The organism is Dolichospermum planctonicum, assembly GCF_005402965.1.
Lineage (GTDB): Bacteria > Cyanobacteriota > Cyanobacteriia > Cyanobacteriales > Nostocaceae > Dolichospermum > Dolichospermum planctonicum.
The window spans coordinates 39,104-59,495 of sequence record NZ_BJCF01000013.1 but is presented as its reverse complement, the minus strand read 5'-3'; the positions used below and the strand labels follow the sequence as shown (position 1 = coordinate 59,495).

Below are 20,392 nucleotides of genomic sequence, written 5' to 3'. Positions count from 1 at the left end.
ATATAGTTTCCGTTTCAAACCCCTGCTCCCCTGCCCCTACTACATCAACCGAAGCCAGGAATTAATCGCTTCAAGGCACGACCAGCGACATCACCATAGCGCAATTCACCACAGAGGATTTTACCCATAATCTGAGCGCCGGAGGGGCGTTTGACACCGACTTTATAACCAATACCGGGGAAGCGATAAAATGCTCCTGCTAATTTTTGCGCCCAAGCCATATCAGTTCCCCATTGTTCGTTAATGGCATCGGTATAATTTGCTAAAGCGTTGGCATCACCACTTAAAGCATCGTGAATAAATCCTGCTGCTAGGACACCGCTAAAAATAGAGGGACGAATACCTTCGGCGGTAAAAGGGTCAACTACACAAGCTGCTTCTCCTGCTAAAACTGCATTTTGGGTATGTAGCTTTTGATCACCATCCCAAAGACAGATGGCATGACCGTATTGTTTACTATTTTTGACATCTATATCAAAAGATTGAGCGTATTCATCCAAAATTTTCTTAAAGTCTTGGGGTTCGCTACCGATAAATGTACCAACACCAATGGAATAACCGTCATCTTTGGGGAAATTCCAGATGTAACCATTTTTGATCAAACCAAACTCAAAGTGAGCCATGTTTTTATTGGGGACATTAGCCATGACTTCGGCCTCTAATGCGCCAGCTAGACGGCGTTTACGGTCTTTAAAACCTAACCATTTAGCCATTGGACCCTTTGCACCGTCGGCGGCGATCAGATAACGACCGGTGACTATTCCTGTAGCTGTGGTGACTTGCCAAGAATCATTTTTAAATTCAATACCTTTTACTTCCGTATTATCCTGTAGTTCAGCACCTTGCTTTTGAGCTTGTTGGATTAAGAAGTGGTCAAAAATTTCCCTGCGTACCATCCATACGGGTTCTTTAATATCTATTTTTGCTTCCACGGGATCACCTAATTTCCAGGTAAAGCGCAAAGAGTCTACTTTGGCGGAAATTGCGGGGTTAAAGTCAAAGTCGAACCATTGAGCAATTACTGGTGATACACCACCACCACAAGGCTTATATCTAGGTAAGGATTCCTTTTCTAAGACTAAGACTGAGCGACCTTTTTTGGCTAGATGGTAAGCGGCTGTGCCACCGGCAGGTCCAGCCCCGACAATTATGCAGTCGTACATGATGGCTAATTTTTTAATCTGATTTTAATTAGTTTATTTTCCAGTATATCTAAGGGATTATGATTTTTTATAAATTTTTAGTGAATATAAGCTGCACTGTATTTAATTTGTATGATTCTAGCGGGCAAGATGCCCACACCACAACTTTAGATAAATTTTAAATGGGTAACAGCTTTTAACTTCTCACCTCTTACCAGCTGAGGGGATGAAAATAAAAGTCTTAAATTAAGACTGAGCAATTGGGTTATAAACCGCTCTTATACGGAAAAACCCACATAGGGTGGGTTTACGAACCTTTATTTTTCGTTAGTTACACTCAAGTAGGACTTTAGTTATGTAGTAGCGAATTATATTCACTATTAACTTTTAAAATATCCTCTTAGACGGTTGAGATGTCCTTTTCCTTTTCTGCCAGCAGTTCGTCTATTTTGGCGGTATACTTATTTGTTAGTTTTTGGAGTTTGTCCTGTTGATCCCGTGCTTCATCTTCAGGGATTTCAGCGTTTTTTTCCTGTTTGCGAATGGACTCAATAGCATCCCGGCGGATATTACGAATTGCTACACGACCTTCTTCCGCGTATTTAGCCGCAAGTTTGACAAATTCTTTACGGCGGTCAGTTGTTAACGGGGGAATATTCAAGCGGATCACAATACCGTCATTACTGGGAGTCAAGCCCACATCTGACAGAGAAATGGCTTTTTCAACAATATTCAAGCTGCTCTTATCGTAGGGCTGAATCAGGATAGTTGAAGCATCTGGTGTGCTAATGTTTGCCAGTGATTTTAAGGATGTTGGTGTACCGTAATACTCGACTTGTACTTTATCTAACAAACTCGCATTGGCGCGACCAGTGCGAATTGTATTAAAAGCCCGTTGAGTAGATTCAACGGTTTTCTGCATTGTACTTTCAGCTTCAGCTAATTTCACAAGAACCTCCCACAAGGGTGCCAATAGACTCTCCCATAACTGCCCGGTGGATATTACCTCGCACCGTTAAGTCAAATACTAGAATGGGGAGATTATTTTCTTTACATAGGGCAATTGCGGTACTATCCATGACTCGCAAATCTTTAGCCAAAACGTGGGCGTAGGTAAGAGTAGTAAAACGCTTGGCATCAGGATACAATTTAGGGTCAGCATCGTAAATTCCGTCCACTTTGGTGGCTTTGAAAATCACTTCTGCTTCAATTTCTGCTGCTCTTAAGGCCGCAGTGGTATCTGTAGTAAAGAAGGGATTACCTGAACCAGCCCCAAAAATTACCACCCGACCTTTTTCTAAATGACGGATAGCACGTCGTCGAATATATGGTTCTGCTAGTTCTTGCATAGCAATGGCGGTTTGAACCCTTGTCTGTATTCCCATTCGTTCTAGGGAATCTTGCAGGGTCATGGCGTTCATGACCGTGGCAATCATGCCGATATAATCAGCAGTAGCCCGATCCATACCAGCTGAGGCAGCTTTAACACCTCTAAAAATATTACCACCACCAACAACGATGGCGATCTGAACACCGGTGGCTATCACCTCTCCTATTTCCTTGGCTATTTCCTCGACCACTTCCGGGTCAATGCCATAGCCCAGGTTGCCCATTAAGGCTTCACCGCTCAGTTTAAGTAAAACCCGTCGGTAATTCGTTCCCATGAAGTTCCGCTTTATCAAAAAAGTTGCAATTGCCTCCAATTTAAGATAGCAGTACAGTGGCTATCTGTGTCTAGTTACCTTGTCCCTTATTTAAATCTACATTTTCTATGACAATTTCTACAAACGGACTTACTTCCCCAAAAACCTGGCTTTGGCAAGGTTTCCCCATTTGTTACCAAACCCAAGGAACTACCGGACCTGCTATTATCCTGATTCATGGTTTTGGCGCATCCTGGTTACATTGGCGCAAAAATATTCCCGCTTTAGCTGTAACTTGTCGGGTTTATGCCATTGATTTAATTGGCTTTGGTGGTTCAGCTAAACCTAAACCGGGGGAAAAAATTACCTACACATTAGAAACCTGGGGACAACAGGTAGCTGATTTTTGCCGGGAGGTCATTGGTGAACCAGCTTTTTTCATCGGTAATTCTATCGGTTGTATTGTCGCTATGCAAGCTGCGGTAATTGACCCAGATATGGCTTTGGGAACTGCTTTGCTTAACTGTTCTTTGCGGTTATTGCATGATCGTAAACGTCTCAGTTTACCTTGGATAAAACGTTTTGGTACGCCAATTTTACAAAACTTTTTGGCGATTGAATCTGTAGGTAATTTCTTTTTTAGTCAGTTAGCTCAACCAAGGACAGTTAAAAATATTCTTTTACAAGCTTATGCTCAGAGGGAAACAGTAACAGATGAGTTAGTAGATATTTTAATGACACCGGCAAAAGATCCTGGGGCTGCGGCTGTATTTTTAGCTTTTACTGCTTATTCCAGTGGTCCTTTACCGGAGGATTTATTAGCTATAATATCTTGTCCAGTAATTATTTTATGGGGAACGGCTGACCCTTGGGAACCTATTAATTTAGGTAGAGAGTTAGCCAATTTTCCCCAAGTCCAAAAGTTTATTCCTTTAGAAGGTGTAGGCCATTGTCCTCAAGATGAATCTCCTGAGTTAGTAAATCCGATTCTACAACATTGGATTGGTGAGGAACTAAGCAAAAGGTAGTAGGTAATAAATAGAAGAAAAGATGAACTTCATCAAAGAGTTTTTTTGGTGTAAATTTCATCTTTGATTGTTATCAATATCCATCTCCATCATATCCACCTCGATAGTATCTATCCCCATCATATCCACCACCATGATGTCCATATCTATGATGTCCATGTCTATGATGTCCATGTCTATGATGTCCATGTCTATGATGTCCACCACCATGATGTCCACCTCTATAGTATCCTCCAGATAGAAGTTGCTGTTCCTCTACGGATAAATCTACCACTAAATCAGATGAGATATTTTGATTTGACATGATAATTGTTAACCTCAATTAAGCTATGAATCATATACCTATTCTTAGGTTATAAAGGTATTTTCGATCAAATTAATGATTCTATAGTTAGAAACTAATAATTAAAATTTCTATCTTTTGACTTATATATTTATTTAATATTTTTTATATTAAAAAATTAGAGAGGATAAAGTTAGGCACAAATCTAGTATTTTTCTGTTTTATTTGTCAACAATAGATGTAAAGATTTACAGATGCAGGGACTAAGATTGTGCTGATAATTTATGTAAAAATTTCTCCTCACCTTACAACTCTAAAAAGCTGGAAAACTAGGACTATTAAGAATAGCCAAGTCTATAGAGTTTACTTACTAAAAAAGAGTATTAATTCCTCTCCATATCGCCACTATCAGGATAGATATCATAAATGTCAGAGGGTATATGTCTATCATTTTTTTGGTAGTCACAGCAACGTTTTTTAGGTCTACAACAAGGCTGGAAGTGGTAACATCCCCCAGATGAAAGTTGTTGTTCTTCTGGGGATAATTCAACAAGTAAATTAGAACTGAACATGATTTTTACCTCAATTAATAGGTTAGTGTTTACACACTTAAATAAACAAAATATTAGCTGTGTGTAATCCTATCTTCTATTTGTAAATGTATTTTGAGAAAATTCACTTCTCCTGAAGTTATAAATCAAAAAACTAAAAGTATGAATTATAATCTCATACTTTATGGTGAAATAGATTATAGTTAATTCAGTAGTTAATTCAATAATAGATGCGGTTTTTGTGAATATTATTCCTATAATCAAGTATTTAGGTCTTAACCAAATTCTCAGAAAAAAATATCTCTGATGACAGTGCAAAAATAGATATATGATCTAACTTGAGAATTATGATTTTCTTATAAATGATAGTTATATTTGAATTGTTAGCTAGTAAACCAGCTAATGCCAATTAAATTAGTGTTAATGATGAGGTAGAATCATGTCAGTTAATAAGATTGAATCTGAGTTAATTGTTGAGTTATCTAAACAGGAACAACAGCTTTTATCTGGAGGTGCGAGTGAGAAGGGAGTTCTGGAGGCTAAAGGTGATTTTGTCTATGGTCGTCAAAAATTTCCAGCTACTATTACAGTAAAAGTTAAGAATCTACCTGAAATAACTCAGAATTTACCTGCTGACGAACCTACTTAAAATACCGATTTTTCAAGACTGAAACCAATTGTCTCTGATGGTAATTATCTCATATAAATTAGAACCATCACTTCCTAGTTAATCAATTTAAAGTCTAATTCTCGTTGGGGAGTTAGACTTTTTTAATGATTAAAAATAAAAGAAAATATTGGGGAATAAGTTACTCCAAAAAAAGTAAGAATAAAGAAAAGAGAAAAGTAACTACTATAAATAGCAGTTACTTTTCCATCTTCAGCACTTTTAATTAAATCTCTGAAAAGAACAAATGAGAATGCCTAAATATTCTCAAAACTTGATTTATCTTGAATAAATTACCTAAGTTTTCTCCTGTTTTTACTAATTCCAGAGTTTAAACTAAGGGACTAACTTATTAGTAACATTAGTTTTGATCTTCACCGTTTGAAGAAGTTTGGCTACTGTCAGACTCATCGGTACTTTTTGCTTCAGAAGGATATATATTGATTACTGGATTGAACACTAGATTATTTTTTACTTTCTGCTTTATTCCAACGCGTTGACGACGTGGTGGGCTGTAATTATCACATCCCCCCGATAAAAGTTGTTGTTCTTCTGGGGATAACTCTACAAGTAAATCAGTTGTGATGTTTTGATTTGACATAATTATGTGCCTCAATTAGTGGAATTGTTTCACTTTGAATTAGGAGGAATTAGGAGGAAGGAGGAGGGAGGAAAGAGAAAAACAATGGTTATCTCTAGGAGTTTAATTAGTAGTAGGTTAAAGAGAACATCCAAGACTACCCAAAACCTTCCAAAAATTAATTATTTTGAGTTGGTTATATCAGCTTTCTCTTTCCTCAAATGCCAGGGTAAAATTAAGTGGTTACCCAATTTATGGATTTTGTCCACTTAATATCTCTGCTATTTGTGAAAATCAATCATCATCATCATCATCACGATCATCACGCTTTCTGATATCTTGATCATGATCACGGTATTTTTTCCACTCATAGCAGATTATTGCTCTGCGTCTGCCTTTTCCCCCAGACAGAAGTTGTTGTTCCTCTGTGGATAACTCCACGAGTAAATCAGATTTAATGTTTTGATATGACATGATTGTTAGCCTCAATCTATGAACAGGTGTTATTCACCTATACTTCTTTTATAACTATTTATTATGGGAAATAAATTATCCTGTAGTTATAAAGTTTTGAGATTTTAAATTACTCTTAGGTTATATATTTATTTAGATAAATCTCTCTCTTTTAACTCATGTTTGTTTATTTTATTTATCTAATCAAAACTACATAATTATCTACTCTATTTTTTTCAAAAAAGTTACTTATTAACTCAAACAGCAGAAAATGTAGAGCAGAATATAAAATAAAGCTGTCTCTACAAGAAAATGTTTTAATTTAATTAAATCTGGCTATTTTAGGAAAACAAATTATTTAGAAAACCGGGTAATAAATTACTCAATTTATCACCAATAGAACTAATTGTTAGTAACCCAAATGTTAATGAAAGTGCCATAGTGACTTGGGATAATTTATATTTAGTGGTTTGTGAACTAGAATCACCTGAAGCAAGTTTTAAATCATTTTTACCCTCAGTTTCAATATCAGTTTTTTGGAAGAATGAATTACCTTCAACTAATACATCTAATTGGGGATATATTTGCCCACCAATTAGAGATTCTTGTTCTGCATTAGAAAGATATCTGAATAATTGAGGATGACTAAATTGAGTATTTTTAGACATATTATTTGTCCTTACATAAGTAAGTAATTTTGGTTAATTTGTAGCAAGATAAAAGCTTAAAAAATATTTAAAAAATATTAATTTACGCCTTAATTTATGCAGTTAAAAACTGCAAATGTTCGCCAGGTTTTGATAAGAAAGTATCAGGAGTTCCTTGAATTTGTAATTGACCTTTTTCGATGAGAACAATCCAATGAGCGCGATGAATGACACTAGGACGATGGGTAATTAAAATTGTGGTTTTACCTGCGCGATATCCCAAAAGACGATCTAGAACATTAGCTTCGCTCATAGGGTCTAATCCAGCGGTAGCTTCATCTAAAATTAGTATAGGTGGATTTGTGAGAATGCCGCGAGCGATCGCTAATCTTTGTCTTTGTCCACCAGAAAGATTTGCACCAAATTCTCCTAAAACGGTTTGATATTTATTAGGTAATTGACTAATAAAACCATCGGCATCAGCAATATCACAAGCTTGAACTACCTCTTCAAAAGAAATATTAGGTGTGCCTAAACGGAAGTTTTCTAAAATGGAACGACTCCAAAAATGAGGCTCTTGGGGAACATAAACTACTTGTTGTCGGTAACAATCTAAAGCAATATCTTGGATATTTAAAAATCCGATCCGAATATTACCAGAATCTGGGACATATAAACCAGATAATAATTTAGCCAAAGTGCTTTTACCACAACCTGATTTACCAATTAAAGCAATTGTTTTTCCTCCCGGAAGCTGAATAGAAAAATCATCTAATAAATCAACTCTTCCGGGGTGATGAAATTTAAGATTTGCACAACTAATATCAGCAGTGCTGGAAATTTGTACAATTGGTTTTTGACTTCCTCCTACTACTTCTGGTGTGGCATCAATAACTTCTAATAATCTAGAAACTGCCGTTTGAGAGCGAAAATATTCATCCACAAAGCCAACTAATGAGTTAATTAAAGCTAAAACATTGACTTCTAAAGCATTAAAAGCTAACATTTGACCGATGCTTAAATTGCCTCTAATCACCAAAATACTGCCAAATCCTAGTAAGAGAACGCCACCAATTGTAGATATAATTCTGGCAAGAGTACCATTGATAATTGCTATTTGTACTGTACTAAAAGCAAGATTAGCTAGACGACCAAAACGACTTTGAAATTCATCCCAAAATTGAGGAGCAGCATTGGTAGTTTTAATTACTTGTGCGCCTTTAAATGTTTCTACTAAAACACCTTGATTTTCTGCTCCTAAAACTAAGAGACTGCGGGTTTTTTGTTGCAAAATAGGCAAGAAAGGTAAAGTAGATAAAGTCATTAAACCAGCAACTAATAAAGCTGCTATTGTTAATTGCCAGCTATAAAACAACATTAAGCCAAGAGAAATTATAGCGATAAAAAATTGACTAGGTAAAACAATCACAATTTGTGATACTAATTGGTTAATTTCGCCAATATCTCGGAGTCTGCTAGTAATTTCACCACTGCGACGGGATTCATAATAATTTAAAGGCAATTGCAGAAGTTTACGGCCAAATTCTAAGACTAAACCTAATTGTAATCTTTGTCCAAAATGAGAAATCATTAAAGCTTGGAATACTTGTAAACCTCCACTAAATAAACTCATAATGACAACAGCAGAAACCACAACAGTAAGTAATTGTACATCTCCACGAACGAGAACATCATCTGTTAATAATTGAATCAAAACCGGAGTTCCTAAAGCTAGTAAACCCAGGACAATATTAATCATTAAAACCTGAGTTAGTAACCCACGATAGGGTAAAATGCGGCGAAAAAAGCGCGTTATTCCACCTTTTGATTGTTCTTGGGGTTGGTCAGAAAAACGATCTGGATCTGGCTCTAATAAGAGCATTACCCCATTCCAGGCAGCGGTTAGTTCTTCTTTGCTCAAATAACGGATTCCCACCGCAGGATCGGCAATAACGTATTTTTTTGCTTTTTTACCATATAAAACAACCCAATGATAGCCTTGCCAATGGATAATTGCGGGTAATGTAATTTCTGTAATTCTGTCTATAATTTCTGGAGAAGCTTTAACTGCTCTAGCATTAAAACCGAGATTTTCTGAGCCTCTTTTTAAACCTAATAATGTTGTTCCTAATTGTCCAGTACCAACAGCTTCCCGACTTTTAATCATACTTAAAAAATGTCCATAATACTTACTAATAGAAACTAAACAAGCTGCTCCACAGTCTTCTTCACTTAACTGTAAAGTACACTGATAATTTTGATGATTTTTAAAAATATTGAGCATATTGAACATATTGAACATAATTATTAAGAGTATTCTAGTACCTTGGGTTGACGTAGGAAACTAATTAAAAAAAGCTTATGTTGGGTTGCGCTATCCCTTAACCCAACCTATATTTTCACCTATGAATTAGTGATTAACTTGCTTTTTCTCAGGATAAATTGGAGTACAGTTTCCCGACGAGAAATAATATCAGCGCGTCCTTCCATGCCAGATTTGAGATAACATAAATGATTTCCTTTTCCTAAAAATAGACTTTCTGGTTCAATATTAATTTCATAAGTAGCTAATTGGGGTGTACTAATAATTGAATTATTCGGATTATTTTGTGTGGTTGCTAAAACATCTGCACCAACAGTTTTTACAGTTCCTTTGAGAGTTCCATAGTCAGGATAGGGACAAGCGGAAACCTGCATTTGCACTGCTTGACTGGTTTTTACTTTGTCAATATCTTTAGCAGGAACGTGAGCTTTGATAATTAAAGGAGCATCTACAGGAGAAATTTGAGCGATAGCTTCACTGAGTTGTACAACCTGTCCAGGGTTGCGGAGTTTAAGTTGCATAAGTGTACCATTAGTTGGGGAGCGAATCACACTTTTATTCAACTCATTGTCTAATTGTTGTAGTTCTTGACTGGTGCGGATTTGTTGTTTTTGTAGTTCTAAACGTTGTTGAAGTAATGTTTCTCTTTCTTTTTTTAAAGCTGCTAAATTAGCTTCACCTTTGGACTTTTCTTGTTTAATTCTTTCCGATGCTACTGTTACTATTGCATTACTGGGATTGACGGCACTTTTTGCTTTTTGTAGGTTTATTTGTGCTAATTTAACAGCTTGTTCTTTTTCTTCTTGGAGATTTTTAGCACTAAATTTAGCTTGTTCTAATTTTGATTGAGCCGATTTAACAGCTTGTTCTTTTTCCTCGACTAGATTCTGAGATATTGCTCCCGATTCAGCTATATTCTGCAAGCGATTTCTCTGTAAGATAGCCAGTTTTAATGCTGCTTCTGCTTCTTGTACCGTGGCTATTAATACCTTTTCTTTTTTTAATCTTTCTAATTGTTCCTTTGCTAAATTTATAGTTATTTTAGCTTGTGTCATTTCTGCAATGGCTTTAATTTGTTGATCTTTATAGTTACGTTGAGTTCCAGTTAATTCAGCTTGGGTAGCTATAATAGTCCGGTTATTTAAGTTAGTTTGAGCAGTTATTTGAGTATTGATTTGATTAATTTGAGCATCAACTTGAATAAGTTGTAATTGACTTTTCTCAAAAGTATTTTGCAGTTGTCTTTTTTGAGATTGCAGTTGGGAGTCATCAATATAAGCAATTATTTGTCCTTTATTTACTACCTGATTTTCTTTGACGGCAATTCTTTTAATAGTTCCCGTCATTGCCGATTCAACTAACCGTAATTCTCCCAATGGTCGGATAGTTGCAGGAACTTTAACCGTGACGTTATAATAAAGAATGGAGGTAAGACTTGCAGCAACTACAAACATAGTAATCATCACTCCCCCACCGATATGAATCCATTTACCGATATGGGGAAGAAACTCATTAGCTTCTAGTATATGCAAATCTTCTGTAGTCGGGTTATTGAAGTTATAAGAATTGTTCTCTTGACGCTGTAAAGAGTTCACCAGATTACACCTTAATAAAAACAGGTAGATTTTTGTATTGACATTATTCCTGTCTAGGGGTAATTTATGAATTACCCCCATTTTCATTCTCTTTTTCCTAAGTCCTGCTTAATTTGACAGCAGGCAATTTATAGACTTAGTAGCCTAGATTTACGAAAAGACTGCTTTAGCTAGGGCTGGATCCGAGTTCCAGGTGTTGCAACTGGGGGTGTAATTGCACGTACGTTTCCTGCGGTTGGTAGTACCGCAGAACCCAAAGCTCCGACACCAGCGGGAGGTTCTGTACCTAAACCTAAGAAATCTTGTCCCGCAGTCAGTATAGTATTAGCCTTACCAGCCGAGGTAGCAGTGCTACCTTGAGGACCAGAGGCACTGGTTCCCATTAACAGTGATCCTTTGTTAGCGTAATTACTAGCAGCTAGTTCAAAGTCAGCACCACCAGTTAGTAACTCTTGTTCTTGATCTGATAAGACGGTTAACATTTGATTTGACACGATTATTAGCCTCACTTGCGTAATTAGGTGTTTCATTACCTAACAACTCAACTATAAGCATTGTTGGCTAATATTTCATAAATCTAAGGGTAGAAAGTAATGTTTGCAAATTTACCTCTATAAGTAGAGACAAAATAACTTCTAAAAGTAGAGACAAAATAGTTTTTTGTCACTAAAATAGTTTTAAATAAGAGATAATTCTTAATTTTATAAAATCTCTGTAGTCCATAATGTTTAATGTTGATAATGTTTATTGTTCATTTTTACTGAGAATCATGATTATATGAATTTATTCAGTTTTTTTACTCAACACAAAATTTAATATCTATATTTTTAGATATCTCCAATTTCAGAAACATAATTTGGCTATACCAGCAATTATTCAACAATTAAAGAGTATTGTAGATAACAGATAAGCACAAGTAGCACTACCGACAGGAACGGTTAAATTATCTATTCCCCAAAAAGAAAATGCTTCTAAAATCGTGGCTACTAAGGCAACTATTAAAGAAACTATCCAAGTTTGCCAAATATTACCTTGAGTAACAAGTAAAATAGTTACACAAATCAAATAACTAATTAAAGTCACAGTTAAAGAACCTTCCCAGCTTTTTTGAGAACCAAAAAATATGTATTTATGTTTACCAAAACCTTTACCAATTAAAGCAGCTAATCCATCTCCCCAAGCCATAATCATAATCCCTAAAACAGCGTATTCAGGTTGGTGTAAATGCCAAAAAATACCCACTAAAACCCCAATACTCACAGCATAGAAAAATGTTCCCAAACTATGACGACCGACGCTATTAATACCAGGAAGAATGGGGAATTTATAGGATAGCAAGGTGATAATACTCGCCAAAACTGAAGCTGTAATTCCTACATAAGCAGGAATATCTAACCACCAAGCAATTAAAATCACGTTACCCATGCCAATATGCACGATTTTACGAATGATTTCCGTTTCACTATCAGTAAAACGATATACTACCCAAGCAATGCAGATAATTAATCCCACCCAAACCGCAGCGGGGGCAATTTGCAGCGATAATGGAGAAATGGTTTCCAAGCCGAGAAATGTGTTAAACAATGTCAAATAGGGGTATTTTTCACTTTAATCCTACTTTATAAGGTTTGGGTATGAAAATGTTATTGATTTGGCTCATTCAGGGTTATCGTTTATTTATTTCTCCTCTGTTTCCTCCCACTTGTCGCTTTCAACCGACTTGTTCTATGTATGCGATTCAAGCAATTGAACGGTTTGGGGTGTTTCGGGGTAGTTGGATGGCTATTATGCGGATTTTACGCTGTCATCCTTTTCATCCAGGAGGTTATGATCCTGTTCCAGATGTGAAGGAAAAATCTTGTTGTGAACATGAACACTGAGATAGTTTCTTATATTTAATATTTATTAATATTTATTAATATTTATTAATATTTATTAATATTTAATATTATTTATTAATATTAATGATAAAACTCTTGTGGTGCGGGCATCTTGCCCGCAAATATTGTACCTATTTTTGTGTTAACGCGCTGTAATTTACACTGACATCATACAAAACCTGATATCTTAGATTAAATTAGCAACTAAAATGCGACCATACCACCAAATCCCCATTATTGAATGTGGTGAACCTTTAGTTAAAATTCCTCTAGAATTATTTGCGGTAGAATCTCCTCACCCTTATCAGAAGTTAGGTGCTAATTATGGGGAACATTCACCTTATTATTTACGCGAAAGTGTAATTTCCAATTTGATTCAGGCGCAAAATTATTTACAATTTACAAATCCCCATTGGTACATTCAAATATTCGATGCTTATCGTCCCGTAGCTATCCAACAATTTATGGTAGATTATAGTTTTAGGGAAGCGTTGCGAAATCGGGGTTTAACAGCAGCAGAATTGTCACCCCAGCAACTCGAAGAACTCTGGGAAGCAGTTTATGAAATTTGGGCTGTACCGAGTTTGGATATGAATACCCCTCCTCCCCATAGTACGGGTGCTGCGGTGGATATTACCTTAGTCAATGATACCGGGGAAATTGTGGATATGGGTTCACCCATTGATGAAATGTCCGAGCGATCGCATCCCGATTATTATATTAATAGTCATCAAACCTACCATACTCGCCGTCAATTATTACATAATGTCATGTTAAAAGCTGGATTTCAACGTAATCCTAGAGAATGGTGGCATTTTTCCTTTGGTGATCAAATGTGGGCTTGGTTATATAATCAATCTCATCCTGAAAGTGTAATGACAGCACGTTATGGCAGATTGACCTAAAACACACACAGAAATTTTCTTTCTTGTTGTGCTATAATCGCAATTAATCATAATTTCTTGGAGAGGTGTCCGAGTGGTTGATGGTGACGCACTCGAAATGCGTTTTGGGGAAACTCAACGGGGGTTCGAATCCCCCCCTCTCCGTTGAATTTACCGCTTATTGCGGCGGTTTTTCTGCATCTTGTGGTGGTTTTTCTGCATCTTGTGGTGGTTTTTCTACCTTTTGTGGTGGTTTTTCTGCCTTTTGCGGTTGATTTTCTACCTTTTGTGGCAATTTTTCTACCTTTTGCGGTTGATTTTCCGGTGCTTGATTTTGGTTTGTTTCTTGGGTTGGGACTTCCACAGAAGAAGAATTTGCTGGTTGAGATTCCTTCTGGGGGATAACTACGGGACGAGATTCTGGTGAAGATGAGGGTAATACCTGATTTTGATTGGATTCTGGTACGGTATTTTTTGGGACTGGAGGAGGGGTTTTCTGCGATTCTTTAGCCTCACGCAAAGTGTCCACTAAAGATGGTGAAGAAGTAACAACTGGTGTTGATTTCTCTATTGTTGTATCAGGAGTTGGAGTGGGTTGAGAGTTATCTTGAGGTGCTTTTTCTTCATAACTGCTATTACTACTATTACTAGTAGGAGTTGGTTCTGGAGAAACAATCACATTTTTCCTTCTTCTTCTCAAACTACGCACTGGTATAGATTCCCTAGAATATGAGGTTTGAGTCTTTTGACTTTCATTTTGACTGTCATTTTGACTTTCATTTTTACTTTCAGGTGATGGTGATATTTCGACAAGGGGTTTGGGTGTGTTAGATTCGTAAGTAGTTTGTTCAACAAGCGGTTTAGGTGATGATTCTAAATCAGATTTTGATGATGTCCGAATCATGCTAAATCCCGCTGTAGCTGCAAGTAAAGCGATACTAATACCAATAACTCCCTTGGGTACACTGGCTTTTTGTTTAATAGCAGGGACTTTCTTGATGATTGATGGTGTAGAAATGGGAAGAGGAGTAACTTTTTTATGTAAATCTTTTGATTTTAAACCCGATAAATTAATAGTAGGTACTGCTTGAGTAGGTAAAATTGGTGATATGACATTTAACCCATTTACTGGCAGCATTTGTAGCCATTCTGCGACTGTAGTAGGCCGAAATTGGGGTTCTATAGCCATTCCCCGCATCACTGCTTCATTCACAGCCGCGCTGAGATTGGGCTGTAGCTCATTGGGAGATGGCATTTTCTGGCGATCGCGCAATAATGCAGGTATGGGAACTTGTGCTGTTAATAGTGCATATAAGGTCGCCGCTAACCCATAAACATCTGTGGCCGCTGTGCGTGGTGCTTGAGTTAAATATTGTTCAATAGGTGCATAACCCTCGCTGACCAAACTTGTGTGTGTCTGTTTTGCCCCGTCATTAAATTCTCTAGCAATACCAAAATCAATTAATACTACTTCCTGAGTTCCTTGACGCAAAATAATATTATCTGGTTTAACATCTCTATGTAATAAACCGTTATGATGTACTACCTGTAAAGCCGCGCCTATTTGGCGGATATAATGAATAGCTGTGGCTTCTGGTAGGGGTATTCCTGGTAATACAAATGCTGTACCTAAAGTCTCTCCGGGAATGTATTCCATTACCATATAAGGTAGACTGTCTTCCTGAAAAAAGTCACTTACCCGGACAATGTGAGGATGAACACAAGTAGCTAATCTTTTGGCTTCCTCTTGAAATTGGCGCTGGAATTTGGGAAAATCGGGATGTTGTCGCAAGTGTTCATGGATAGTCTTCATTACCACTTCTTGACCTAAATAGTGGTGCATAGCTTTAAAGGTAACACCAAATCCGCCCCGCCCTATTTCCTGGAGGATGGTATATTTTCCATTCTGTAAAATTGTGCCTGCTAACATAGGGTTTTTGAATCTTAAATGAGCAGATGATTAACTAGGTTGTAGCACTTTTAGCTGTAAAATACAAACACAAATCACCAGTCTAAGATGAATATTTTTATATTCCGCAAAGACGCAAAGAAGTAAAGGAACAAACCGAAAATTTAAACAGATATAAAATACTCTATAACTTAAAACTAGATTGGTTTTCTGTAGTTGCAATTCTACTAACTCATGAGCTATGATTGCTCCTATTAAATCTGTCTGGATAATAATTCATGTGAGGCGATAATATCCCCGACTCATTTGATTTATTATATCCATAAATGATAAATTTGTCTGTTGAAGTCGGGGATTTGGACATGAACAATTGCTATAGCTGAATACTTACCTCTCTGAATCAAAATTTTTCTATCTTTAATGTCTACTTTCTTCACGACTGGGAAATGATTTTCTGTCCATGTTGATAAAACCTTCAGCACTAATTGGGGAGCATCTAATTTTTTCATTGAAAATATCTTTAGGTAAGGGACTATCAAAATCATCCGCAAATCGGATAAATGTGGACAAACCGGACATTAACTAGTTTTGGCGTTTTTTTTCTGAAGAAAACCCCTACTTTCGTTCTATTTTGCCTAAGTCCTGTATATGATAAATATAGTCTGTAAAGAAATGTAAATAGTGTGATGCTACAAGATAAAGTTATTGTCATTGTCGGTGCTACTGGTGGTATTGGTGCAACCCTGACTCGTCAACTAGCACCCACAGGGGTGAGGTTGGTACTCGCAGCTAGAAACGCGGAAAATTTAGCAACATTAGCAACTGAGTTACCGGGATCACCTGGAAATGTACTTATAGTTCCCACTGATATTACTCAACCTCAACAAGTAGATACATTAATCCAAAGGACAATAAGCCAGTTTGGACAAATTGATGTCTTAGTAAATGCAGCCGGAGCGGGCATTCTTAAAGCCTACAACACCATTGAACCAGCAGATTTAGAGAAAATGCTAAATTTGAATTTAAAAGGCTGTTTTTACACCACTCAGGCGGCAGCGAAAGAGATGCAAAAACGTAAATCTGGTCATATTTGTAACGTTGTCGGTATTCTGGGTAAACATTCTATGCCCATGGCTGCGGCTTATTCTGCTTCTAAATTTGGTGTAGTGGGTTTTAGTAAATCCATAGCAGAAGAACTGAAACGCTTTGGAGTGAAGATAACGCTGTTTTACTTTGGGGGAATAGATTCTCCTTTTTGGGATCAGGTAAATTTAAAAGTAGATCGGAATAAAATGCTCAGTTGTGAAACTGCTGCCAATGCCATTTTCTATGCCTTATCGGTTGAACCCCAGGCTATACCAATGGAAATTAATATTCAACCTGAGAGCCATTTATTTTTCTAGTATCTAACAGATGAAAGCTGATCATAAATACTTGATTTTGAAGACTTGATTTTGAATACTTGATTTTGAATAAGTTATGCTGGTTGATCATGTTCACTTCTATGTTGAAGATGCAGTAAGGTGGAGAGATTGGTTTGTATATTGTCTTGGTTTTCAAGCAGTAAATGAGGGCATTTTTCCAGGTCTTTCTCACCATCAAAAATCCTTGCATACTTGTACAAAAGTAGTAAAAAGTGGCTCTGTATGCTTTTTACTTTCTTCCCCGATTTTACCTACTAGCCCTGTGGCTGAATTTTTGCGTCAACATCCTCCTGGTGTGGCTGATATAGCCTTTGTTGTTGATGATGTGGAAGCATTGACAGCAAAGGCCATCAGCAATGGTGCAAAAGTTCTCCAACCGGTTGTTGATACTGGATTTTGTAAGTATGCTAAAATTGCTGCGTGGGGTAGTTTGAATCATACATTAATTACCAGAAATAAGGACGAAATCAGGCAAGAGGTAACAGGTAAGAGGAAGCAAGTACATGATGCTATTACCGCAATTGATCATCTAGTTTTGAATGTGGGAGTTGGTGAGTTAGAAACCGCTGTTAATTGGTATCAAAACATTTTTGATTTCCACCCTCAACAAAGTTTTAAAATTAAAACTGATCGTTCTGGTTTGCATAGTCGGGTCATGATTTCTCCCCTTGGAAATATCCAATTACCAATTAATGAACCAGCGTCACCTAGTTCGCAAATTCAGGAATTTATAGAGGTGAATAAAGGGGCAGGTATTCAACATATTGCTTTACTGATACCAAATCTTGTTAATGCAATTGCTTGTTTTCGCGCTGCTGGTTTATCCTTTCTTTCCGTTTCTCAAAATTACTATTCCCAGTTACAAAAACGAGATAAATTTTCCCTATCACCTCAAGAATTAAAAGCGATCGCCCAGCAGGAAATTTTGGTAGACTGGCATGAAGATGCGAGGGAAGGGCAACTATTATTGCAAATTTTCAGCCAACCAATTTTCTCACAACCAACTTTTTTCTTTGAATTTATTGAACGTCGTCTTTTAGCCCAAGGTTTTGGAGAAGGTAACTTTATGGCTTTATTTCAAGCCATTGAACGCGAACAAATTAAACGCGGTTTTGTTAGCAATTAATACATTTTTAATTGAGTATTCAAAATCTAAAATCTAAAATCTAAAATCTAAAATTCATTTACTGAGAACGTTGAATATTACCTGCTTTTACCCAACCTTCTTGATTAGTATCAGCAATGCGAATTTTTTGCCATTTTTTATCCGTACTTTCCTCTAACATAATAACTTTTTTATTACCGCCAACTCCTCCTGTACTGGGAGAATTTATATCTGGTTCTGCTCTCATACTTAACCCTTCTGGCCAAGTAACAATTCCTGGATAAGCACCTGGTGGTAATGAATTGGGTGACTTTGTGGGAGTAGGTGTAGGTACTGGGCTAGAAGTAACTTTTTTCTCAGGTTTAGGTTTGGCAATGGCTTTAGGCTTTGTGATTTGGTTTGTAGGATTATCGTTAGCAAACATCGGCTTGGGTGGATTTACGGCAGTACGGTTGACAAAATAGAGGGCAACTATCAAGCCAGTACCTAATAGAACCGCGATCGCTAAAAGTTGACCGAGTATAAATTTAAGTAAGTTTTTAAACATATAGTGGGGAATAGGCAATAGGTACAAGATTTTTAATTTTTAATTCTTTTCTTGACGTTGAATACGTTGATTTAAAGGGGTATATTTTGAAGCTAGACGGGCCCTACCAGCTGCGGCCCATTCTTGGAGTTTTTGAATTTGCTCGACAGCGGTTCGCGCTAAGGGGATAATTTGACTAGCAGCTTCTAAAATATCATCAGTTGTGAAATCACGGTTTTGACTAAAGCCAATGTGCATGGCTTCGATTAGCGTTTGCTCAATTTCTGCACCGGAAAAATCGGGAGTTTCGTAGGCCAACCTATCAATCTCATAGCTGTTCAAATTATAGGGACGTAATCGGGATAAATGGACATAAAAAATTGCTTTTCGTTCCTCCTGACTAGGTAAACCAACAAAGAAAATTTCATCAAATCGCCCTTTTCTTAACATTTCTGGTGGTAAGGCTTGAATATCGTTAGCGGTAGCCACAACAAACACAGGGGAGGTTTTTTCGGCTAACCAATTGATAAAAGTCCCAAATACCCGGCTAGTAGTACCTGCATCACCTTTGCTACCCAAGCCAGAAAAAGCCTTATCAACTTCATCAATCCATAGTATACAGGGGGCGAGCGCTTCTGCCACTTGAATCATTTGCCGGGTGCGAGATTCGGACTCACCCACCAAACCGCCAAATAACCGCCCTACATCTAAGCGTAACAGTGGTAAGTGCCAATGGTGGGCGATCGCTTTAGCGGTCAAGGATTTACCAGTTCCCTGAATTCCTACTAACATTAACCCACGGGGGTGGGGTAAACCATATTGTCGAGCTTTTTCACTAAAAGAACCACCGCGACGAATTAACCAATCTTTCAAATTATCTAGTCCCCCAATATCAGTAATTTCCTCAGTTGCGGGATAAAAATCGAGAATTTGAGTTTGGCGGATAGTTTGGCGCTTTTCTGCTAAGACTAAATCTACATCTTCTGGTTGTAATTGTCCATGGGATGCGATCGCCCGTACTAACACCCGACGGATTCTTTCCATAGACAACCCTTGACAAGAACGCACTAAATCATCCAAAAACTTACCACCAGGAGGGTTGTCCGTGGTTTGTAATAACCTTTCTACCTCTGTTTTGATCTCCCCTGCGTTAGGTAGGGGAAATTCCACCACCGTTAGCACTTCTGTTAAATCATCAGGAATAACGACGCGGGGGGATAATAAAACAATATTTTTCGGTTGCGACTTCAATAGTCGGGCTAAATTACGGAGTTTACGAGAAATGGCCACATCATCTAAAAAACGATGATAATCTCGCAAAATCAACACCGCAGGGGCAGCAGGAGTCAATTTTTCTACAAACTCTAAGGCCTGTAACGGGTTACGTTTGCCAAATCCCACATCATTAGGACTTCCCTGATAACCGTCTACAAAATCCCAAGTATACACCGGACGATTACCTTGATTGATGGCTTCTTCTCGAATCGTAGCTTCTACCCGTTCTTCTTCATAGGTGGGAATATAAATCAATGGATACCGAGCGCGAAGTAACAATTTAAACTCATCACGAAAATTCATAAAAGTAATGGTTCTTAAATGTAGAAATTCAGGATTTTCAAAAAATCTCTAATTTATAATAACTCAAGTTGTTATTCATCTAGTTGAGGCTGGTAATGTAGAAATAGTCTTATGAGAGTTTTCCATGATTTGTGATCATCAGAACTACTCTCAATATATAGACTTTCCGCTAAT

Annotated in this window: 22 protein-coding genes and 1 tRNA gene; 7 read left to right on the top strand and 16 right to left on the bottom strand. The window is 37.2% G+C overall.

Annotated elements, in window-relative coordinates; all coding sequences use genetic code 11:
• Window positions 1-44 precede the first annotated feature (44 nt).
• From FFO06_RS08015 to pyrH, 3 genes are all read right to left on the bottom strand, one after another.
• Window positions 45-1,163, bottom strand: coding sequence for a geranylgeranyl reductase family protein (locus FFO06_RS08015; RefSeq protein WP_137907563.1), 1,119 nt, complete (start codon window positions 1,161-1,163; stop codon window positions 45-47).
• A gap of 379 nt (window positions 1,164-1,542) precedes the next feature.
• Window positions 1,543-2,091 (bottom strand): ribosome recycling factor, encoded by a 549-nt coding sequence (frr, locus tag FFO06_RS08010; RefSeq protein WP_028084178.1) that lies wholly within the window; start codon window positions 2,089-2,091, stop codon window positions 1,543-1,545.
• Window positions 2,078-2,806 carry a UMP kinase gene (gene pyrH / locus FFO06_RS08005; protein WP_028084177.1) on the bottom strand — a complete coding sequence of 243 codons (729 nt, stop codon included), beginning with the start codon at window positions 2,804-2,806 and terminating at the stop codon, window positions 2,078-2,080. Before pyrH ends, frr begins: the two co-directional genes overlap by 14 nt.
• 107 nt (window positions 2,807-2,913) lie before the next feature.
• Between pyrH and FFO06_RS08000 the strand changes: the two genes are divergently transcribed.
• On the top strand, window positions 2,914-3,813 hold the full coding sequence (locus FFO06_RS08000) for an alpha/beta fold hydrolase (protein WP_137907562.1): 900 nt from the start codon (window positions 2,914-2,916) through the stop codon (window positions 3,811-3,813).
• A 73-nt stretch (window positions 3,814-3,886) separates the two neighbouring features.
• On the opposite strand, the gene FFO06_RS07995 is transcribed toward FFO06_RS08000, so the two are convergent.
• Both FFO06_RS07995 and FFO06_RS07990 read right to left on the bottom strand, forming a co-directional pair.
• Window positions 3,887-4,117 (bottom strand): hypothetical protein, encoded by a 231-nt coding sequence (locus FFO06_RS07995; RefSeq protein WP_137907561.1) that lies wholly within the window; start codon window positions 4,115-4,117, stop codon window positions 3,887-3,889.
• 362 nt (window positions 4,118-4,479) lie between these two features.
• Entirely contained in the window at window positions 4,480-4,668 is a 189-nt protein-coding gene (locus tag FFO06_RS07990; protein ID WP_137907560.1) for a hypothetical protein, read from the bottom strand.
• A 418-nt stretch (window positions 4,669-5,086) separates the two neighbouring features.
• On the opposite strand from FFO06_RS07990, the gene FFO06_RS07985 reads away from it, so the two are divergent.
• A complete protein-coding gene (locus tag FFO06_RS07985) occupies window positions 5,087-5,296 on the top strand; it encodes a hypothetical protein (protein ID WP_137907559.1) in 210 nt (69 codons plus the stop codon).
• A gap of 379 nt (window positions 5,297-5,675) precedes the next feature.
• Here FFO06_RS07985 and FFO06_RS07980 read toward each other — a convergent pair whose 3' ends face one another.
• From FFO06_RS07980 to FFO06_RS07950, 7 genes are all read right to left on the bottom strand, one after another.
• Window positions 5,676-5,915 (bottom strand): hypothetical protein, encoded by a 240-nt coding sequence (locus FFO06_RS07980; RefSeq protein WP_137907558.1) that lies wholly within the window; start codon window positions 5,913-5,915, stop codon window positions 5,676-5,678.
• Window positions 5,916-6,188: 273 nt separating this feature from the next.
• Entirely contained in the window at window positions 6,189-6,368 is a 180-nt protein-coding gene (locus FFO06_RS07975) for a hypothetical protein (RefSeq protein ID WP_137907557.1), read from the bottom strand.
• 320 nt (window positions 6,369-6,688) lie between these two features.
• The gene (locus FFO06_RS07970) at window positions 6,689-7,015 is read right to left on the bottom strand and encodes a hypothetical protein (RefSeq protein WP_137907556.1); all 327 of its coding nucleotides are present in this window, start codon (window positions 7,013-7,015) and stop codon (window positions 6,689-6,691) included.
• 94 nt (window positions 7,016-7,109) lie between these two features.
• Entirely contained in the window at window positions 7,110-9,278 is a 2,169-nt protein-coding gene (locus FFO06_RS07965) for a peptidase domain-containing ABC transporter (protein WP_137907555.1), read from the bottom strand.
• Window positions 9,279-9,397: 119 nt separating this feature from the next.
• Window positions 9,398-10,912, bottom strand: a complete 1,515-nt coding sequence (locus tag FFO06_RS07960; RefSeq protein ID WP_137907554.1) for a beta-barrel domain-containing protein — start codon at window positions 10,910-10,912, stop codon at window positions 9,398-9,400.
• A 170-nt stretch (window positions 10,913-11,082) separates the two neighbouring features.
• Entirely contained in the window at window positions 11,083-11,406 is a 324-nt protein-coding gene (locus FFO06_RS07955; protein ID WP_236097097.1) for a CTB family bacteriocin, read from the bottom strand.
• A gap of 382 nt (window positions 11,407-11,788) precedes the next feature.
• Window positions 11,789-12,496, bottom strand: a complete 708-nt coding sequence (locus FFO06_RS07950) for a diacylglycerol/polyprenol kinase family protein (protein ID WP_137907598.1) — start codon at window positions 12,494-12,496, stop codon at window positions 11,789-11,791.
• 50 nt (window positions 12,497-12,546) lie between these two features.
• Here FFO06_RS07950 and yidD point away from each other — a divergent pair, with 50 nt between their 5' ends.
• The 3 genes from yidD (at window position 12,547) to FFO06_RS07935 (ending at window position 13,841) form a co-directional block, all read left to right on the top strand.
• Window positions 12,547-12,792, top strand: coding sequence for a membrane protein insertion efficiency factor YidD (yidD, locus tag FFO06_RS07945; RefSeq protein WP_137907553.1), 246 nt, complete (start codon window positions 12,547-12,549; stop codon window positions 12,790-12,792).
• 209 nt (window positions 12,793-13,001) lie between these two features.
• Window positions 13,002-13,697, top strand: a complete 696-nt coding sequence (locus FFO06_RS07940; protein ID WP_137907552.1) for a M15 family metallopeptidase — start codon at window positions 13,002-13,004, stop codon at window positions 13,695-13,697.
• A gap of 59 nt (window positions 13,698-13,756) precedes the next feature.
• A tRNA-Ser gene (locus tag FFO06_RS07935) sits at window positions 13,757-13,841 on the top strand.
• A gap of 13 nt (window positions 13,842-13,854) precedes the next feature.
• Here FFO06_RS07935 and FFO06_RS07930 read toward each other — a convergent pair.
• Window positions 13,855-15,606, bottom strand: a complete 1,752-nt coding sequence (locus FFO06_RS07930) for a protein kinase domain-containing protein (RefSeq protein ID WP_137907551.1) — start codon at window positions 15,604-15,606, stop codon at window positions 13,855-13,857.
• A 293-nt stretch (window positions 15,607-15,899) separates the two neighbouring features.
• On the bottom strand, window positions 15,900-16,094 hold the full coding sequence (locus FFO06_RS07925; RefSeq protein ID WP_137907550.1) for a hypothetical protein: 195 nt from the start codon (window positions 16,092-16,094) through the stop codon (window positions 15,900-15,902).
• A 177-nt stretch (window positions 16,095-16,271) separates the two neighbouring features.
• Between FFO06_RS07925 and FFO06_RS07920 the strand changes: the two genes are divergently transcribed.
• Together FFO06_RS07920 and hppD are read left to right on the top strand one after the other, a co-directional pair.
• A complete protein-coding gene (locus tag FFO06_RS07920; RefSeq protein WP_137907597.1) occupies window positions 16,272-16,988 on the top strand; it encodes an SDR family oxidoreductase in 717 nt (238 codons plus the stop codon).
• A gap of 76 nt (window positions 16,989-17,064) precedes the next feature.
• On the top strand, window positions 17,065-18,135 hold the full coding sequence (hppD, locus tag FFO06_RS07915) for a 4-hydroxyphenylpyruvate dioxygenase (RefSeq protein ID WP_137907549.1): 1,071 nt from the start codon (window positions 17,065-17,067) through the stop codon (window positions 18,133-18,135).
• A 58-nt stretch (window positions 18,136-18,193) separates the two neighbouring features.
• Here hppD and FFO06_RS07910 read toward each other — a convergent pair whose 3' ends face one another.
• Both FFO06_RS07910 and FFO06_RS07905 read right to left on the bottom strand, forming a co-directional pair.
• Window positions 18,194-18,661 carry an SH3 domain-containing protein gene (locus FFO06_RS07910; protein WP_137907596.1) on the bottom strand — a complete coding sequence of 156 codons (468 nt, stop codon included), beginning with the start codon at window positions 18,659-18,661 and terminating at the stop codon, window positions 18,194-18,196.
• A gap of 39 nt (window positions 18,662-18,700) precedes the next feature.
• The gene (locus tag FFO06_RS07905) at window positions 18,701-20,218 is read right to left on the bottom strand and encodes a Ycf46 family AAA ATPase (protein ID WP_137907548.1); all 1,518 of its coding nucleotides are present in this window, start codon (window positions 20,216-20,218) and stop codon (window positions 18,701-18,703) included.
• Window positions 20,219-20,392: the final 174 nt, after the last annotated feature.

What these genes read in the sequence shown, in the direction of transcription:
- FFO06_RS07985 (WP_137907559.1), top strand. Translation starts at nt 5,087, where the DNA reads ATGTCAGTTAATAAGATTGAATCTGAGTTAATTGTTGAGTTATCTAAA.
- FFO06_RS08015 (WP_137907563.1), bottom strand. Translation starts at nt 1,163, where the DNA reads ATGTACGACTGCATAATTGTCGGGGCTGGACCTGCCGGTGGCACAGCC.
- FFO06_RS07925 (WP_137907550.1), bottom strand. Translation starts at nt 16,094, where the DNA reads ATGAAAAAATTAGATGCTCCCCAATTAGTGCTGAAGGTTTTATCAACA.
- FFO06_RS07995 (WP_137907561.1), bottom strand. Translation starts at nt 4,117, where the DNA reads ATGTCAAATCAAAATATCTCATCTGATTTAGTGGTAGATTTATCCGTA.
- FFO06_RS07970 (WP_137907556.1), bottom strand. Translation starts at nt 7,015, where the DNA reads ATGTCTAAAAATACTCAATTTAGTCATCCTCAATTATTCAGATATCTT.
- FFO06_RS07965 (WP_137907555.1), bottom strand. Translation starts at nt 9,278, where the DNA reads ATGCTCAATATTTTTAAAAATCATCAAAATTATCAGTGTACTTTACAG.
- FFO06_RS07920 (WP_137907597.1), top strand. Translation starts at nt 16,272, where the DNA reads ATGCTACAAGATAAAGTTATTGTCATTGTCGGTGCTACTGGTGGTATT.
- FFO06_RS07905 (WP_137907548.1), bottom strand. Translation starts at nt 20,218, where the DNA reads ATGAATTTTCGTGATGAGTTTAAATTGTTACTTCGCGCTCGGTATCCA.
- FFO06_RS08000 (WP_137907562.1), top strand. Translation starts at nt 2,914, where the DNA reads ATGACAATTTCTACAAACGGACTTACTTCCCCAAAAACCTGGCTTTGG.
- hppD (WP_137907549.1), top strand. Translation starts at nt 17,065, where the DNA reads ATGCTGGTTGATCATGTTCACTTCTATGTTGAAGATGCAGTAAGGTGG.
- FFO06_RS07975 (WP_137907557.1), bottom strand. Translation starts at nt 6,368, where the DNA reads ATGTCATATCAAAACATTAAATCTGATTTACTCGTGGAGTTATCCACA.
- FFO06_RS07910 (WP_137907596.1), bottom strand. Translation starts at nt 18,661, where the DNA reads ATGTTTAAAAACTTACTTAAATTTATACTCGGTCAACTTTTAGCGATC.
- pyrH (WP_028084177.1), bottom strand. Translation starts at nt 2,806, where the DNA reads ATGGGAACGAATTACCGACGGGTTTTACTTAAACTGAGCGGTGAAGCC.
- FFO06_RS07930 (WP_137907551.1), bottom strand. Translation starts at nt 15,606, where the DNA reads ATGTTAGCAGGCACAATTTTACAGAATGGAAAATATACCATCCTCCAG.
- FFO06_RS07980 (WP_137907558.1), bottom strand. Translation starts at nt 5,915, where the DNA reads ATGTCAAATCAAAACATCACAACTGATTTACTTGTAGAGTTATCCCCA.
- yidD (WP_137907553.1), top strand. Translation starts at nt 12,547, where the DNA reads ATGAAAATGTTATTGATTTGGCTCATTCAGGGTTATCGTTTATTTATT.
- FFO06_RS07990 (WP_137907560.1), bottom strand. Translation starts at nt 4,668, where the DNA reads ATGTTCAGTTCTAATTTACTTGTTGAATTATCCCCAGAAGAACAACAA.
- FFO06_RS07940 (WP_137907552.1), top strand. Translation starts at nt 13,002, where the DNA reads ATGCGACCATACCACCAAATCCCCATTATTGAATGTGGTGAACCTTTA.